We start from the raw sequence: 14,363 nt of genomic DNA on the forward strand, positions 1-14,363 counted from the left end.
ACCGTTACGCGCAGCATGCGGCCGAAACGGTGTCCTTTACTTCGCCGTTGCGGCCTCCTTAAATGATCAAGGTCTGCCGAAAGACCGTAAAAGAACGAGATCCCCATGAGCCATTTCCTGGATAGATTGCGTTACTTCACGACGGCGCGGCCGCGCTTCTCCGACGGCCACGGTGCCGTCACCGACGAGGATCGGCAGTGGGAGGACGGCTATCGGCTGCGCTGGCAGCACGACAAGGTCGTCCGCTCGACACACGGCGTCAACTGCACCGGCTCGTGCTCGTGGAAGGTCTATGTGAAAGGCGGGATCGTCACGTGGGAAACGCAGCAGACCGACTATCCGCGCACGCGCCCCGACATGCCGAATCACGAGCCGCGCGGCTGCTCGCGCGGCGCGTCGTACTCGTGGTACCTGTACAGCGCGAACCGTCTCAAGCATCCGCTCGTGCGCAGCGCGCTCGTGAAGCTGTGGCGCGAGCGGCGCCGCACGATGGCGCCGGTCGAGGCTTGGCGCTCGATCGTCGACGACGACGAAGCGCGCCGCGCGTATCAGAGCCGGCGCGGGCTCGGCGGTTTCGTGCGCGCGAGCTGGGACGAGGTCAACGAGATCGTCGCGGCGGCCAATGTGCACACTGTGGGACGTCACGGCCCCGATCGCGTCGTCGGCTTCTCGCCGATCCCGGCGATGTCGATGGTGTCGTATGCGGCCGGCTCGCGCTATCTGTCGCTGATCGGCGGCGTGTGCCTGAGCTTCTACGACTGGTACTGCGACCTTCCGCCCGCATCGCCGCAAACCTGGGGCGAGCAGACCGACGTGCCCGAATCGGCGGACTGGTACAACTCGACGTTCATCATGATGTGGGGTTCCAACGTCCCGCAGACGCGCACGCCCGACGCGCACTTCCTTGTCGAGGCGCGCTATCGCGGCACCAAGGTCGTGTCGGTGTTCCCCGACTATTCGGAGGGCGCGAAATTCGGCGACCTGTGGCTGCATCCGAAGCAGGGCACCGACGCGGCACTCGCGCTTGCGATGGGCCATGTGATCCTGAAGGAGTTTCATCTCGCGGGCCCGGCGCGCAGCGACTACTTCGCCGACTACTGCAAGCGCTACACCGACATGCCGTGCCTCGTGCGGCTCGTGCCGCACGGCGACGGCTACGTGCCGGAGCGGCTCGTGCGTGCGTCGGACTTCGACGATGCGCTCGACGAGGCCGCGTATCCGGAGTGGAAGGCCGTGACGATCGACGATGCGACGGGCGAGTTCGTCGTGCCGGTCGGCTCGGTCGGCTTCCGCTGGGCGCAGCGGGACGCCGCGGACGCCGGCAAGTGGAACCTGCGCAGCGAGACGTCGGGCGGCGCGGCGCTGTCGCCGCGGCTGTCGTGCACGACCGAGCACGACGACGTGGTGGACGTACTGTTTCCGTACTTCGGCAATCAGCCGCATGCGCACTTCAACTCGACGCAGCATCGCGCGGAACTGTCGCGCCGGATCGGCGTGCGCCGCATCGCGACGCGCAACGGCGAGATGCTCGTCGCGACCGTGTACGACCTGTTCGTCGCGAACTACGGGCTCGATCAGGGGCTCGGCGGCCGCGACGTGGCCGCCAGCTACGACGACGATCTGCCGTACACGCCCGCGTGGCAGGAAGCGATCACGGGCGTGAAGCGCGCCGACGTGATCGCGGTTGCGCGCCAGTTCGCGGAGAACGCGCACAAGACGCAGGGCAAGTCGATGGTGATCATCGGCGCGGGGATCAACCACTGGTTCCATATGGACATGTCGTACCGCGCGATCATCAACATGCTGATCATGTGCGGCTGCATCGGCAAGCCGGGCGGCGGCTGGTCGCATTACGTGGGCCAGGAGAAGCTGCGTCCGCAGACGGGCTGGACCGCGCTCGCGTTCGCGCTCGACTGGCACCGCCCGCCGCGTCACATGAACTCGACCTCGTTCTTCTACGCACACACGGACCAGTGGCGCTACGACCCGATGGACCCTGCCGCGCTGCTGTCGCCGCTCGCGGATCCGTCGCAGTTCCAGGGCGCGCCGATCGACTACAACGTGCGCGCGGAGCGGATGGGCTGGCTGCCGTCGGCGCCGCAGCTGGCGCGCAATCCGCTGCAGGTCGGCGCGCAGCTTGCCGATCCGGCGCAGGCGGGTGCCGAAATCGCGCAGCAGCTGAAGTCGGGCACGCTGCGCATGGCCTGCGAAGACCCCGACGCGCCGGAAAACCATCCGCGCAACCTGTTCGTCTGGCGCTCGAACCTGCTCGGTTCGTCGGGCAAGGGTCACGAGTATTTCCTCAAGCATCTGCTCGGCACGACGCACGGCGTGCAGGGCGAAGACCTCGGCGCGACGGGCGGCCGGCGTCCCGACGAAGTGACGTGGCACGCGGACGCGCCACGCGGCAAGCTCGATCTGCTCGTGACGCTCGACTTCCGGATGTCGACGACCTGCATGTATTCGGACGTCGTGCTGCCGACCGCGACGTGGTACGAGAAGGACGACATGAACACGTCCGACATGCATCCGTTCATCCATCCGCTGTCGGCGGCCGTCGATCCCGCGTGGGAAGCGAAGAGCGACTGGGAGATCTTCAAGGGCATCGCGAAGCGCTTCTCCGAACTCTGCGACGGCCATCTCGGCGTCGAGCGCGACGTCGTGCTGGCACCGATCGCGCACGACACGCCGGCCGAGCTCGCGCAGCCGTTCGACGTGCGCGACTGGAAGCGCGGCGAATGCGAGCCGGTGCCGGGCCGCACGATGCCGTCGGTGGCCGTCGTCGAGCGCGACTATCCGAACACGTACGCGCGCTTCACGTCGCTCGGCCCGCTGATGGACACGCTCGGCAACGCGGGCAAGGGAATCGGCTGGGACACGAAGGACGAAGTCAAACTGCTCGGCGAGCTGAACTATCGCGTCGAGGCGGGCGCGGCGCAGGGCCGCCCGCGCATCGACACCGCGCTCGACGCGGCCGAGGTGATTCTCGCGCTCGCGCCCGAGACGAACGGCGAAGTCGCGGTGAAGGCCTGGCGTGCGCTGTCGCGCACGACGGGCATCGATCATACGCATCTGGCCGCCGCGCGTGCGGACGAGAAGATCCGCTTCCGCGACATCCAGGCGCAGCCGCGCAAGATCATCTCGTCGCCGACGTGGAGCGGGATCGAGTCGGAACACGTGTCGTACAACGCGGGCTACGTCAACGTGCACGAGCTCGTGCCGTGGCGCACGCTGACGGGCCGCCAGCAGCTCTATCAGGATCATCCGTGGATGCGCGCGTTCGGCGAGTCGCTCTGCGTGTACAAGCCGCCGATCGACACGGGCAGCTACGCGCACATGCTGGGCAAGCGCTCGAACGGCAACCCGGAACGCGTGCTCAACTTTCTGACGCCGCACCAGAAGTGGGGCATCCACAGCACCTACACGGACAACCTGCTGATGCTGACGCTGTCGCGCGGCGGGCCGATCGTCTGGATGTCGGAGGACGACGCGAAGGCGATCGGCGTGGCCGACAACGACTGGATCGAGTGCTACAACGCGAACGGTGCGTTGTGCGCGCGCGCGGTGGTGAGCCAGCGAATTCCGGCCGGGATGGTGATGATGTATCACGCGCAGGAAAAGATCGTGAACACGCCGGGCTCCGAAATCACCGGCACGCGCGGCGGCATCCATAACTCGGTCACGCGCATCGCGCTGAAGCCGACGCACATGATCGGCGGCTATGCGCAGCTGTCGTACGGCTTCAACTACTACGGAACGGTCGGCTCGAACCGCGACGAGTTCCTGATCGTGCGCAAGATGAACAAGGTCGACTGGCTCGACGGAGAAGAACAGGTGGGCAACCCGACAACGCAGGCCGTACGCGAAGGAGAAGCATCATGAAAGTACGCGCACAGATCGCGATGGTGCTGAACCTCGACAAATGTATCGGCTGCCACACGTGCTCGGTGACGTGCAAGAACGTCTGGACGAGCCGCGAAGGCATGGAATACGCGTGGTTCAACAATGTCGAGACGAAGCCGGGCATCGGCTATCCGAAGGACTGGGAGAACCAGGACCGCTGGCGCGGCGGCTGGCAGCGCCGCGCCGACGGCAAGATCGAGCCGCGCCTGGGCAGCAAGTGGCGACTGCTCGCGCAGATTTTCGCAAACCCGCATCTGCCCGAGATCGACGACTACTACGAACCGTTCACGTTCGACTATGCGCATCTGCAGGAATCCGGCAACACGAACGCGATGCCCGTTGCACGGCCGCGTTCGCTCGTGAGCGGTCAGCGGCTCGAGAAGATCGAGTGGGGGCCGAACTGGGAGGAAATCCTCGGCGGCGAGTTCGAGAAGCGCGCGCAGGATTACAACTTCGAGGACGTGCAAAAGGAGATCTACGGGCAGTTCGAGAACACGTTCATGATGTACCTGCCGCGCCTGTGCGAGCACTGCCTGAACCCGGCTTGCGTCGCGTCGTGCCCGTCGGGCTCGATCTACAAGCGCGAGGAGGATGGCATCGTGCTGATCGACCAGGACAAGTGCCGCGGCTGGCGCATGTGCGTGTCGGGATGCCCGTACAAGAAGATTTACTACAACTGGCAAAGCGGCAAGGCCGAGAAGTGCATCTTTTGCTATCCGCGCATCGAGGCCGGGCAGCCGACCGTCTGCTCGGAAACCTGCGTCGGCCGCATCCGCTATCTCGGTGTGCTGCTGTACGACGCGGACCGCATCGGCGAAGCGGCGAGCGTCGAGAACGACAAGGACCTGTACGACGCGCAGTTGTCGCTGTTCCTCGATCCGGACGATCCGGCCGTGATCGCGCAGGCCGGGCGCGACGGCGTGCCGGCCGCGTGGCTCGAGGCCGCGCGCCGCTCGCCGACCTACAAGATGGCGATCGACTGGAAGATCGCGTTCCCGCTGCATCCGGAATACCGGACGCTGCCGATGGTCTGGTACGTGCCGCCGCTGTCGCCGATCAACGCGGCCGCGAACAGCGGCACGCTCGGGATGAACGGCTATCTGCCCGACGTCGAATCGCTGCGCATTCCGCTGCGTTATCTCGCGAACCTGCTGACCGCCGGCGACGAAGCGCCCGTGAAGCTCGCGCTCGAGCGGCTGCTCGCGATGCGCGCGTTCATGCGCGCGCGGCACGTGGACGGCATCGAGGCGCGCGGCGTGCTCGACCAGGTCGGCCTGTCGGTCGCGCAGGTCGACGAGATGTACCGCTACCTTGCCATCGCGAACTACGAGGATCGCTTCGTGATCCCGACCACGCATCGCGAGTATGCGGAGAACGCGTACGACCTGCGCGCATCGTGCGGCTTCTCGTTCGGCAACGGTTGTTCGGACGGCCGTTCGTCCGCGAGCCTGTTCAGCGCGAAGAAGGAGAAGGGCACGAAGACGATTCCGGTTCGCGAGGTGTCGCGATGAGCAGCGCACCCGATCCGACCTACGCGGCATTGGCGGCGCTGCTCGACTATCCGGACGACGCGCTCGTCGATGCGCTCGATTCGATCGAAGCGCATCTGCGCGACGGCACGCGCACGCGCTGGCCGAAAGCGGTGCGCACGGGCCTCGAGCGGTTCTTCGCGTATCTGCGCGAACGCGATTTGCTGACGCTGCAGGAGAACTATGTCGCGCTGTTCGACCGCGGCCGCGCGACCTCGCTGCATCTGTTCGAGCACGTGCACGGCGAATCGCGCGATCGCGGCCAGGCGATGGTCGATCTGCTGCAGATGTACGAGCGGCACGGGCTGTATCTGAAGCCCGGCGAACTGCCGGACTATCTGCCGGTGTTCCTCGAATATCTGTCGCGGCTGCCGGCGCCCGATGCGCGCAATCTGCTCGGCGAGACCGGCGACATCCTGCGCGCGCTCGCGGCGCAGCTCGCGCAGCGCCGCAGTCATTACAGCTTCGTCGTCGGCGCGCTGCTGCCGATGGCCGGGCTCGCACCGGCCGATGCGCCGACGTCGGCGGACGACGACGCGGCGGCCGAGCATCCCGACTATCGCGCGCTCGACGCCGCGTATGCAGACGAAGCCGTGCGTTTCGTCGGCGCGGCGACGCCGGCGGAGCAAACCGTGCAATTCCACGACCGGCGGCCCGCGCGTCGCGCGTGAGTGCCGCGTCTTACTGGGGAAAGCGATGAACGATTACCTGCATACGTTCCTGTTCGGGATCTACCCGTATCTCTGTCTCGCGGTGCTGCTGCTCGGCAGCCTGATCCGTTTCGACCGCGAGCAGTACACGTGGAAAAGCGACTCGTCGCAGCTGCTGCGGCACGGCGCGCTGCGGCTCGGCAGCAACCTGTTTCACTGGGGCGTGCTCGTCGTCGTGATCGGGCACTTCGCGGGGTTTCTCGCGCCGCACTGGCTTGTGTCGCCGTTTCTGTCGGCGTCGGGCCACCAGCTCGTCGCGATGGTGGCGGGAGGCGCGGCCGGCCTCGTGTCGATCGTCGGGCTGACGATCCTGATCTGGCGGCGGCTCGGCGACGTGCGGATCCGTCGCAGCAGCCGGCAGTCCGACGTCGCGATCGTGCTGATGCTGTGGCTGCAGCTCGCGCTTGGGCTCGGCACCGTCGTGCTGTCGACGCGCCACATGGACGGCGCGATGTTCGAGCAACTGACCGACTACGTGAAAGGCGTCGTGACGTTTCGGCCGGACGTCGCGAGCCTCCTCGTCGGCGTGCCGCTCACGTACCGGCTGCATATCCTGCTCGGCTTTACGATCTTCCTCGTCTCGCCGTTCACGCGGATGGTCCATATCTGGAGCGGCATCGCGTCGGTCGCTTATCTGGTCCGCCCGTATCAGCTCGTGCGCAAGCGCTGAGGAGATCGCATGAACGACGTTCTCTCCGAAGCCGCGACGGCGCCGCTCGTCGTCAACGGTATCGCGATCGGCGACGACGCGATCGCGGCCGAAACCGAGCATCACGGCGATGCGCGCGACGCGCTCGATGCGGCGCGGCATGCGCTCGCCGTGCGCGAATTGCTGCGCCAGCGTGCGGTGTCGCTCGCATTGCTCGACGAAGGCGCGCCGCTCGACGACGCGGCGCTCGACGCGCTGCTCGCGCGCGAGCTGACGCACGTGCCGGAACCCGACCGCGCCGATTGCGAGCGCTATTACGCGCAGCATCCGGCGCGCTTCCGGCGCAACGACATCGTCTATGCGAGTCACGTGCTATTCGCGGTGACCGACCGCGTGCCGCTCGCGCCGCTGCGGCAGCGCGCCGAGCGTGCGCTCGCCGACGTGGTGGCCGCGCCCGATACGTTCGATGCGGTGGCGCGTGCGTCGTCGAACTGTCCGTCGGCGCAGCTCGGCGGCAGCCTCGGTCAATTGCTGCGCGGCGATACCGTGCCCGAATTCGAAGCCGCGCTGTTCGATACCGACGGCCTCGGCGTGCTGCCGAAACTCGTCAACACGCGCTTCGGCTTTCATATCGTGCGGATCGACCACCGCGTACCGGGCGACACGGTGCCGTTCGACGCAGTCGCCGCGCAGATTGCCGCGCATTTGACCGCGCGCGTGCGCCAGCGCGCAATGCGGCAATACGTGGCGATTCTCGCGGGCGGCGCGCACATCGAAGGCGTGCGCTTCGACGGCGCGAACGGGCCGCTCGTCCAATGACACGGGATTTTTCTGATATGGCAATTCGACAACAACAGCGTCCGGTGCCGCCCGCGGGCGCGCCGGCGATTCCGCTGCGCGCATGGTCGGTGCTGGCCGGCAGCACGCTCGCGTTCATCGTGTGTTTCGTCGTGTGGATGATGTTCGGCGTGCTCGGCGTGCAGCTGCGCACGGAGCTCGGGCTGAACAGCACGGAATTCGGCCTGCTGACCTCGACGCCGGTGCTGACCGGCGCGCTGATGCGGCTGCCGCTCGGCACGTGGACCGACCGCTTCGGCGGCCGGATCGTGATGACGGCGCTGCTCGTCGTGTGTGCGCTGCCGGTCTATCTCGTGAGCTACGCGAATGCGCTGTGGCAGTTTCTCGTGATCGGCTTGTTTCTCGGCTGCGTCGGCGCATCGTTCGCGGTCGGCACGCCGTATGTCGCGCGTTTCTTTCCGCCCGAGCGGCGCGGGCTCGCGATGGGCGTGTTCGGCGCAGGCACCTGCGGCGCGGCCGTGAACCTGTTCGTCACGCCGCTGCTGCTGTCCGCATACGGCTGGCGCACGGTGCCGCGCGTCTACGCGGTCGCGCTGCTCGTCACGGCCGCAATCTTCTGGCTGATGTCCGCGCGCGATCCGGGCGCGGGCAAGGCGGCCGGATCGTGGGTCGATTCGTTCAAGGTGCTGCGCGATCCGCGCGTGTGGCGGCTCTGCCAGTACTACTCGATCACGTTCGGCGGCTTTACCGCGCTGTCGCTGTGGATTCCGCAGTACCTGAAAGCCGAATACGGAATGTCGCTCGTGATGGCGTCCGCGTTCGCGGCCGGCTTCTCGCTGCCGGGCTCGGTGCTGCGCGCGCTCGGTGGCGCGCTCGCCGACCGCTTCGGCGCGCATGCCGTCACCTGGTGGGGGCTGTGGGTCGCGTGGATTTGCCTCTTCCTGCTGTCGTATCCGGCAACCGACTTCGTGATTCATACGATCGACGGCACGGCGGCGATCAACGTGTCGATGCCGGTCGCCGGCTTTGTCGCGCTGACGTTCGTGCTCGGCGCGGTGTTCGCGCTCGGGATGGCGTCGACCTTCAAGTACGTCGCCGACGACTTCCCGGACAACATGGGCGTCGTGACCGGCATCGTCGGCCTTGCGGGCGGGCTCGGCGGCTTCCTGCTGCCGATCCTGTTCGGGCTGCTGCTCGATCTGCTGCGCGTGCGCACGACCTGCTTCATGTTGCTGTACGGCGTCGTGTGGGTGTCGCTGATCCTGATCTATCTGTCCGAAGTGCGGCGCACGCCCGTCACGGGCTGAGGCGGTCGCCGCCTGCGGCGACGCGCTGCCGGCAGCGCGCGCCGTATCGCGACGGGCGCCGCGCCGCATGCGTTTTCTGTCGCGCGCAGTTCTGTCAAACTGGCGCCCATGAAACCGCGCGTCACGCTCCTGTCTTCCTCCGATCCCGTCCCTGCGCCCGCAGGCTTTCCCGATGCCGACGAACTCGCCGCGCTGCGCGCGTGGTATGCGGGGATGCCCGTGCGCGATGCGGTCGAGCGCTATCTGCCCGACCGCCTCGGCAACGGTCGCTCGGCGCGCGGCGTGATCGGCGGCATTCGCCGACGGCTCGTGCGGATCGCGCGCGAGGTCGGCCGCCCCGATCTCGCGACGTGTCTTGCGCATCCCGACGGTGAGCGTTTACGGGAAGCGAAGGCCGCAACCGACGCGATCGGCGTGCTGCGGCATGCGCGCGCGCCGGTGCCGCAGATCGGCGACGCGATCGATGCGTGGCTGCCCGCGCGCGCGGTCGCCGCGCTGCGCGCGCACGGGATCGCGACGCTTGCCGATCTGACCGTGCGGATTCCGCGCCGGCGTCAGTGGTGGAAGGCGATCGCGGGCCTCGGCCTTGCCGGTGCGCGGCGCATCGAGGCGTTCTTCGCCGCGCATCCGGCGCTGACCGAGCGTGCGCGCGCGCTGATTGCCGCGACGCCGCGCGGCACGATCGTCCCGTGGGAGCAGTTGAAGCTGCCGCACGAAGTCGACGGATCGGCCGGCACGTTCCGCGCACCGCGCGCGACCTGCACGCTCGACGCCGACAACGATTACGCGGCCGTGCATGCGTGGCTGTCGCTGCACGAGTCGGCCGCGACGCGGCGCGCATACCGGAAGGAAGCGGAGCGGCTGATCCTGTGGGCAATCGTCGAGCGCGGCCGTGCGCTGTCGTCGCTGACGACCGAAGACGCGCTCGCGTATCGCACGTTCCTGCGGCGGCCGACGCCGCACGAGCGCTGGATCGGGCCCGTGCGGCCACGCGGCGCGCCGGACTGGCGGCCGTTTTCCGGCGCGCTGTCGGCGCGCTCGGCCGCGTATGCGCTCTCGGTGCTCGGCGCGATGTTCCGCTGGCTGATCGAGCAGCGCTACGTGCTCGCGAATCCGTTCGCCGGCGTGAAGGTGCGCGACACGCGCGGCGCGAGCGCGCTCGATACGTCGCACGCGTTTACCGAAGGCGAATGGCTGCTGGTGCGGACGATCGCCGACGGACTCGAGTTCCGCAAGACCGACGTGCCGGCCGCCGCATGGACGCCGGCGGCCGCGCAGCGGCTGCGCTTCATCCTTGATTTCGGCTATGCGACCGGGCTGCGCGCGAGCGAACTGGTCGGCGCGACGCTCGGCGACATCGACACCGATGCGCACGGCGACGCGTGGCTGAAAGTCGTCGGTAAAGGCAGCAAGGCGGCGCGCGTCGCGTTGCCGCCGCTCGCGCGGACGGCGCTCGATCGCTATCTGGTCGCACGCCGATTACCGGTCACGCCGGTTCGCTGGCGGCCCGACACGCCGCTAATTCCGCGGCTCACCGAGGACGGCGCGGCGCCGATCACGAGCGTGCGGCTGTGGAAGGTGATGCAGCGCTTCTTCGTGCAGACGGCCGATCTCATCGAAGCGGACAATCCGGCGCTCGCACAGAAGCTGCGGCAGGCGAGCCCGCACTGGATGCGCCACACGCATGCGACGCATGCGCTCGCGCGCGGCGCGGAACTGACGACCGTGCGCGACAACCTGCGCCACGCGTCGATCTCGACGACGTCGATCTATCTGCACGGCGACGACGTAAAGCGTGCGCGGCAGATGGCCAGTGCGTTCGCGGCGGACAAGTGAGCATCGGGCGCGCCCGTTTTTCGGGCGGCGGCGTGCAGCGCGGGGGACGCTCGATGGGGGCGGGCGACGGCGGCTCGTCGGCGCTCGGCCGATGCCGCGGTGAAACGCCGTCTCGACGATCCGGACCCGGTACATTGCCCATTTTATGGGCGCGCCGTGCAAACCCAGGCGGGACAAGGGAGAGCGCCGGTTTTCCACATGGTTGTCCAGTGAAACTGTGGATAGCACGACGGCGTGCGGCGCCCGCCCGATCGCCGATCCTTGCGTGCGATGAAACTCGGGCGGGCGCATCGCTGTCGATCCGGGCGTATGCTGTCCGTTTGATGCGCAGCCCTGTCGCGCAACCTGCTGGAGCACATGAATGGAGCTATCCGAACGCCTGCGCCCGGTGCGGTTCGCCGGGCTTGCCGCGCGCGCGCTCGTCGCGCTCTGCTGTATCGCCTCGAGCGCCCTGTCGTTCGGCGCCGACGGCGCCGCCGCGCTGCTCGAGCGCTATCGCAGCCTCGGCGATCAACTGAAGAACAACCCGTTCCACCGCCCGCTGTACCTTGAATCCTCGGAAGCGGCATCGACGCTGAAGGGCGACATCTACGCGGTGGTCGACTATCCGTTCCAGGTGGTGAACGGCAAGCTCAACGATCCTGCGCAGGGCCCGGCGAACTGGTGCGCGGTGCTGATCCTGCATCTGAACACGAAGTATTGCCATGCGTCGTCCGGCGGCAACGGCGCGGTGCTCGACGTGAATATCGGACGCAAGACCGAGCAGAAACTGTCGGACACGTACCGGCTGCAGTTTCGCTATCGCGTCGCGGCCGCGACACCCGATTATTTCCAGGTCGACCTGACTGCCGACAGCGGGCCGATGAGCACGAAGGATTACCGGATCGCGCTGGAAGCCGTGCCGCTCGGCGAGTCGCGTACGTTTTTGCATCTGACGTATTCGTACGGCTTCGGCACGGTCGGCCGGCTCGCGATGAAGACGTACCTGTCGACGATCGGCAGCGACAAGGTCGGCTTCACGACCGTCGCCGATGCGTCGGGCGGCAAGCCGCACTATGTCGGCGGCGTGCGCGGGCTGCTCGAGCGCAACACGATGCGCTACTACCTCGCGATCGACGCGTATCTCGCGACGCTCGACAAGCCGCTCGACCAGCGTCTCGTGCGCTGGTTCGACGCGACCGAGCAGTATCCGCGGCAACTGCACGAGGTCGATCGCAGCGACTATCTGCAGATGAAGGCGCAGGAAGTGCAGCGGCAGCAGACGGCGCGGTAGCGGGCAACCGCGCGCCGCGCCGCGCATGCCCTGCACGCGGGTTCGACGCACGACACGCAGCGCGCGGCGCCGCGAACGGCGCGCGACCGTCAGCGCGGCCGCAGCCGCTCGACCATCTCCTGTATCACGATGTGCCGGATCGCGCGCAGCAGATGCATCTCGCCGCCGAGCGTCGCGGTCAGCTCGGGGCGCGCATCGCGCATCGCATCGTTGTCGCGCGCGACCTCGGCGAGCAGCGCGTCCGCGTGCGCCGGTATCTGCGCGACGAGCGTGTCGAGATGGCGCTGCGCGGTCGCGCGCGTGAGGCCGAGCGCCGCGCCGGCCCGTTCGAGCACGTCGCGCGTGAAATCCGCATAGCGCTGCACGCCCGCGACCGGCCGTGTGAATTCCGTCAGATCGGGCCAGCGGCCGCGCGCACTGTACGCGGCGGTTTCGTAGACGCTGTCGCACAGCAGATCGTAGTGCGGTGCGAGTGTGAGCCCGCTGTCGCCGACGATGAAGCTGAGATTCTTCAGATGCGAATCGCCGTTGCCGACGATCACGCAGAACACGAGCCAGCGAAAGATCCGCAGCCGCACCGGCGCCGGCGCGCGGCACGCGTTCGCGAGTGCGGCCAGCGCGTCGAGCGACCAGCCCGTGTACTTCATCGTCGCGGGCAGGTTCAGCACCTGGCAGCCGTCGATCGCGTGGCGCCGTTCGACGCCCGCGTCGGTGTCGACGCGATCGAAACGACGGATCACGTAGACCGGCGCAGGCACGTAGCGGCGCTCGACGTCGGGCACGTCGAGGCCGACGCGGCGCGCGAGCGTCATCACGAACCATTCGTTGACGACCGAATGCGGATAGTCGTGCGCGTGCGGATGATTGGGCTTCAGGATATGCGTCGAGACGGCCTGCCCGCTCGGCTCGAACAGACGGCCGTCGCGCAGCACGACCGGCAGCTTGTGCTGCGCGCCGGCGAGCGACATCTTCTTCGGCGCGTCGTGCGTGAGCGGCACGGCAGGTAGCGCGCGGATGCGCGCGTCGAGCGCGGCCGCATCGAGCGGGCGCAGCGTCGTGTCGTCGTCCGCCGCGTCGTCGGGCAGGCGCAGCGTGACCGAGCCGGCCGATTCGCGCCCGTAATGCTCGAGCAGTGCGAACGCATCGCCGATGTCGGGCAGCCCCGCGTCGCGCGCAAGCAGCGCACGCACGGCCTCCTCGGGCAGCAGATTGTCGAAGTACCACTGAACGGGACGCGTCGTCGCGCCGTCGCGCAGCATGTCGGCCTGCAGCGGCAGGTGCGGACTCAGTGAGAAGCGCGCCGGATGCGCGAGCCACGACGGCGCGTATTCGAACGCCCACAGGTTGCGGTTTTCGTGCAGCGTGCCGATCGGCTCGGCGCCGATCGCCGCAATCAGCGCGCGTTCAGTCATGCGAGGCCTCGCCGTCGTTCGTGCGCGCGGCGGGCGGCGGCGCTTCGCCGGCCTCGGCGAGCACGCGGTGCGCGATGTCGAGCGCGCGCGACGCGCCGGCGTCGGCGCGCTTGCCCGAGCGTGCGCTGCGCGGCGCGGTGCCGGCCGCGAGCACGAGCCGCGCGGCCGCGAGCACGCGCGCATCCGTCGTGCGTTCGCCCGCACGCCGGTCGGACGCCGGCGCGGCCGCGTCGGCGCGCAGCAGCAGACGCTCGGCCGCGCGCCGCGCGCGGATCTCGGCGCGCTGCGCGGCGCGCGCGGACTGGCGTTCGAGCAGCTCACCGCTGACGTCCGGCAGGTCGACCACGACCTGCACGCCGAGCCCTTGCAGGATCTGGAAGACCTTGCCCCACTGGACGGTGTCCGCGCCGCGCTCGGCCTTCACCATGAACGACTCGCTGACGCCGACGCTGCCGGCCGCGTCGTCCTGGCGCAACTGCTGCGCCTTGCGTGCGGCGCGGATCACGCCGCCGATGTCGGACGCCTGTTCGATCGTGTAACGCATGGAGCACTCCGGTGACGGCCGCGACACGCGCAGCCGTGGCGGACAAAAAACTGTACGAACGAGCAGTATTGCACGTCGACGCCGAAATTCAAGTGAAAACCGTGCGATCGGCAAGTTTTCGACATTCATCGAGGGCTTCGGATGAAAAACCGTGCAATCGAACAGTTTTATCGCCTTGCACGCGCCGAATCCTAAGATGTACAGTTCGGCGCCGATGCATGTCGCGCGAAACTGTACTCTTGTCTGTGTGCCCGATGTGTGTACGCGCGGCCGGCTGTTCTGCTTTTAAGCTTCCATCATCAAGTACACAGTGCCGCCGATCCTGCCGTCCCGGATCCACCGGCATCGATAGACGGAGGTCAGGGTGATGGAAAAGGCAAAACCGGAGTGGTACGCCGCGCT

10 protein-coding genes are annotated in these 14,363 nt (G+C 68.0%); 8 read left to right on the top strand and 2 right to left on the bottom strand.

From position 1 onward, the window contains the following. Nucleotides 1-105: 105 nt before the first annotated feature. The 8 genes from NP80_RS01170 (at nt 106) to NP80_RS01205 (ending at nt 12,005) form a co-directional block, all read left to right on the top strand. A complete protein-coding gene (locus NP80_RS01170; RefSeq protein WP_006410638.1) occupies nt 106-3,882 on the top strand; it encodes a nitrate reductase subunit alpha in 3,777 nt (1,258 codons plus the stop codon). Next, a complete protein-coding gene (narH, locus tag NP80_RS01175) occupies nt 3,879-5,414 on the top strand; it encodes a nitrate reductase subunit beta (RefSeq protein WP_006410640.1) in 1,536 nt (511 codons plus the stop codon). The genes NP80_RS01170 and narH overlap by 4 nt, the downstream gene beginning before the upstream one ends. Further along, entirely contained in the window at nt 5,411-6,103 is a 693-nt protein-coding gene (gene narJ, locus NP80_RS01180; RefSeq protein WP_006410636.1) for a nitrate reductase molybdenum cofactor assembly chaperone, read from the top strand. Before narH ends, narJ begins: the two co-directional genes overlap by 4 nt. A 25-nt stretch (nt 6,104-6,128) precedes the next feature. Then, complete coding sequence (gene narI, locus NP80_RS01185) at nt 6,129-6,812, top strand: respiratory nitrate reductase subunit gamma (RefSeq protein WP_006407349.1); 684 nt, start codon at nt 6,129-6,131, stop codon at nt 6,810-6,812. Between the two features lie 9 nt (nt 6,813-6,821). Next, nucleotides 6,822-7,610 carry a peptidylprolyl isomerase gene (locus NP80_RS01190; RefSeq protein ID WP_006407350.1) on the top strand — a complete coding sequence of 263 codons (789 nt, stop codon included), beginning with the start codon at nt 6,822-6,824 and terminating at the stop codon, nt 7,608-7,610. Nucleotides 7,611-7,627: 17 nt separating this feature from the next. Next, nucleotides 7,628-8,896 carry an MFS transporter gene (locus tag NP80_RS01195; RefSeq protein ID WP_006407351.1) on the top strand — a complete coding sequence of 423 codons (1,269 nt, stop codon included), beginning with the start codon at nt 7,628-7,630 and terminating at the stop codon, nt 8,894-8,896. Between the two features lie 108 nt (nt 8,897-9,004). Continuing rightward, nucleotides 9,005-10,732 carry a site-specific integrase gene (locus NP80_RS01200; protein WP_006407352.1) on the top strand — a complete coding sequence of 576 codons (1,728 nt, stop codon included), beginning with the start codon at nt 9,005-9,007 and terminating at the stop codon, nt 10,730-10,732. A 361-nt stretch (nt 10,733-11,093) separates the two neighbouring features. Next, nucleotides 11,094-12,005: a hypothetical protein gene (locus tag NP80_RS01205; protein ID WP_006407353.1), complete on the top strand. Its 912-nt coding sequence runs from the start codon at nt 11,094-11,096 to the stop codon at nt 12,003-12,005. An 89-nt stretch (nt 12,006-12,094) separates the two neighbouring features. Here the strand turns inward: NP80_RS01205 and NP80_RS01210 are convergent, their stop codons facing one another. After that, entirely contained in the window at nt 12,095-13,417 is a 1,323-nt protein-coding gene (locus NP80_RS01210) for a HipA domain-containing protein (RefSeq protein WP_006407354.1), read from the bottom strand. Beyond that, nucleotides 13,410-13,961: a helix-turn-helix domain-containing protein gene (locus NP80_RS01215; protein WP_006407355.1), complete on the bottom strand. Its 552-nt coding sequence runs from the start codon at nt 13,959-13,961 to the stop codon at nt 13,410-13,412. Before NP80_RS01215 ends, NP80_RS01210 begins: the two co-directional genes overlap by 8 nt. Nucleotides 13,962-14,363 lie beyond the last annotated feature (402 nt).

The organism is Burkholderia multivorans ATCC BAA-247, assembly GCF_000959525.1.
Taxonomy (GTDB): domain Bacteria; phylum Pseudomonadota; class Gammaproteobacteria; order Burkholderiales; family Burkholderiaceae; genus Burkholderia; species Burkholderia multivorans.

Coding starts and splice junctions, on each gene's coding strand:
- NP80_RS01170 (WP_006410638.1), top strand. CDS start 106: ATGAGCCATTTCCTGGATAGATTGCGTTACTTCACGACGGCGCGGCCG.
- narH (WP_006410640.1), top strand. CDS start 3,879: ATGAAAGTACGCGCACAGATCGCGATGGTGCTGAACCTCGACAAATGT.
- narJ (WP_006410636.1), top strand. CDS start 5,411: ATGAGCAGCGCACCCGATCCGACCTACGCGGCATTGGCGGCGCTGCTC.
- narI (WP_006407349.1), top strand. CDS start 6,129: ATGAACGATTACCTGCATACGTTCCTGTTCGGGATCTACCCGTATCTC.
- NP80_RS01190 (WP_006407350.1), top strand. CDS start 6,822: ATGAACGACGTTCTCTCCGAAGCCGCGACGGCGCCGCTCGTCGTCAAC.
- NP80_RS01195 (WP_006407351.1), top strand. CDS start 7,628: ATGGCAATTCGACAACAACAGCGTCCGGTGCCGCCCGCGGGCGCGCCG.
- NP80_RS01200 (WP_006407352.1), top strand. CDS start 9,005: ATGAAACCGCGCGTCACGCTCCTGTCTTCCTCCGATCCCGTCCCTGCG.
- NP80_RS01205 (WP_006407353.1), top strand. CDS start 11,094: ATGGAGCTATCCGAACGCCTGCGCCCGGTGCGGTTCGCCGGGCTTGCC.
- NP80_RS01210 (WP_006407354.1), bottom strand. CDS start 13,417: ATGACTGAACGCGCGCTGATTGCGGCGATCGGCGCCGAGCCGATCGGC.
- NP80_RS01215 (WP_006407355.1), bottom strand. CDS start 13,961: ATGCGTTACACGATCGAACAGGCGTCCGACATCGGCGGCGTGATCCGC.